Annotated in this window: 2 protein-coding genes; one reads left to right on the top strand and one right to left on the bottom strand. The window is 75.3% G+C overall.

The features are described from left to right. The coding region (locus ACOV8S_RS02345; RefSeq protein ID WP_448315814.1) for a GNAT family N-acetyltransferase at positions 1 to 2,187 on the bottom strand (2,187 nt) is incomplete at its 3' end. An 87-nt stretch (positions 2,188 to 2,274) separates the two neighbouring features. On the opposite strand from ACOV8S_RS02345, the gene ACOV8S_RS02340 reads away from it, so the two are divergent. Further along, a partial coding sequence (locus tag ACOV8S_RS02340) for an HPr family phosphocarrier protein (RefSeq protein ID WP_448317323.1) occupies positions 2,275 to 2,379 on the top strand: 105 nt, incomplete at its 3' end.

The following is a 2,379-nucleotide window of genomic DNA, read 5'->3' as shown; positions in this document are numbered from 1 at the left end:
GCTCGGGTCCGCCGGGGCGAGGGCGGCGGTGCGGGCGAGGAGGGTGCTGACGAAGGCCGCGGTCTCCTTCTCGTCGATGTCCTCGAACTCCGGCACCCTCCCGGAGTCCGCCGCCGACCGCCGCCAGTCGGCGTACCGGACCGCCTCGGCGAGGGCACGGACGGCGCGCTCGGCGGCGGGGTAGGCGGGGATCAGCCGCTGACGGCTCTCCTCGGGCTTCTCCTCGCCCCCCGCGTCCGCCGGGGTCCGCGGCGGTTCGGTCCCGCCGGCGAGGTGGGCGCCCTCGCCGGGCCGGGACCGGGGCGCGGTGACCGCGGCGGCCGAGAGCGCCTCGGCGAGGCCGCCGAGTTCGACGTGCACGACCAGGACCGGCTTGTCGGGCGCCTGCGCGCCCGCGGTGCGCAGCGCCTCCGCGAGCTCCGCGTCGGCGGCGGCGCCCCCGACGCCGGTCGCCTCGTCGATGCGCGGGATGGCCGTGACCACCACGGCGTCGCAGCCCGGGTCGGCCAGCGCGCGGGAGAGCGCCCGGTGGAAGTCGTCCGGGGTGGCGGCCGTGGTGAGGTCCAGCGGTCGCTGCGGCTCGAGGCCCTCGGCGAGGCAGGCGTCGTAGGTGAGCAGGCCCAGCGACTCGGAGTTGCCGAGGATCGCCACCCGCGGCCCGGACGGCAGCGGCTGACGGGCCAGCAGCAGCCCGGCGTCGACCAGCTCGGTGATGGTGTCCACGCGGATGACCCCGGCCTGGCGCAGCAGCGCGGAGACGGTGTCGTGCGGCAGCCGGGTCGCGCGCACGGCGTGCCCCTGCGGCACTCCGCTGTGCCGGGCGCCCTGCACCACGACCAGCGGCTTGGCGGCGGCGGTCCGCCGTGCGAGCCGGTTGAACTTCCGCGGGTTGCCGATGGATTCGAGGTACATCAGCGCGACGTCGGTCTCCGGGTCGTCGTACCAGTACTGCAGCACGTCGTTGCCGGACACGTCGGCGCGGTTGCCGGCCGAGACGAAGGTGGAGACGCCGGTGACCCCGGTGACGCCGCCGTCGCGCCGGTGCAGGCGGGAGAGCAGCGCGACACCGATGGCCCCGGACTGGGTGAACAGGCCGATCCGCCCGGCGCGGGGCATCTCGGGGGCGAGGGAGGCGTTGAGGCGGACCCCGTCGGCGGTGTTGACCACGCCGAACGCGTTGGGACCGATCACGCGCATGCCGAACCCGCGGGCGCGACGCACGAGTCGGCGCTGCCGCTCGAGCCCCTCGGGGCCGAGCTCGGCGTACCCGGCGGAGAGCACCACCATCCCCTGCACCCCGTGCGCCCCGCACTCGTCGACCACCTCGGGCACCCGGTCGGCGGGCACGGCCACCACGGCGAGGTCGACGGGTCCGTCGACCTCGGCCAGCGAGCGGCACGCGGGAACACCGTCGACGTCGGTGAGGTCCGCGGGGAAGGCGGCGTTGACGGCGTGCAGCGAGCCGGTGAAGCCGCCGTCGCGCAGGTGCTCCAGCACGCCGCGGCCGACGCCGCCCGGAGTGCGGCTCACTCCGATCACGGCCACCGACCCGGGCGCGAGCAGCCGGCGCACGGAGCGCGCCTCGGCACGCTGTTCACGGGCCTGCTGGACGGCGAGCGAGCGGTCGGTGGGTTCGAGGTCGAGGTGGAGGCGGACCACTCCCTCCTCGAAGCTGCGCTTCTGGGCGTACCCGGCGTCCGTGAACACCTTGATCATCTTGGTGTTGCCCGGCAGCACCTCGGCGGCGAAGCGGCGTACGCCTCGTTCCCGGGCCACAGCGGCGATGTGCTCGAGCAGCGCGGAGGCGACCCCGCGGCCCTGGTGCGCGTCCTGGACCAGGAAGGCGACCTCGGCCTCGTCGGCGGGCGCGGAGGCGGGCATGCCGTCGGCGTCCACCCGGTCGTAGCGGACGGTGGCGATGAACTCGCCGCCCACGGTGGCGGCGAGGCCGACCCGGTCCACGTAGTCGTGATGGGTGAAGCGGTGGACGTCCTTGGCGGACAGGCGCGGGTACGGCGAGAAGAAGCGCAGGTACTTCGACTCGTCGGAGACCTGCTCGTAGAAGCTGACCAGGCGTTCCGCGTCGTCCTCGGTGATGGGCCGGACGTGGGTGATGCCGCCGTCGCGGAGCACCACGTCGGCTTCCCAGTGTGCGGGGTACTCGTGACGGTCCGACGGGCTCTGCATACGGCAAGCCTACGGCTCGCGGCCCCGATCGGGGCCCGTGGTGAGGCGCGCGACGCGCGCGGACGGTGAGGACAGGAGGTACCGGAGATGCCCGAACGCCGGGTCAGGGTGGCCGCGCCGGACGGTCTGCACGCGCGGCCGGCCGCGCGTTTCGTGCGGGCCGTGCAGGACTCGGGGCTGCCGGTGCGGGTG

The organism is Streptomyces sp. CO7, assembly GCF_053474865.1.
The sequence above is the reverse complement of the archived record's forward strand: the minus strand, read 5'-3'. Positions and strand labels throughout refer to the sequence as shown.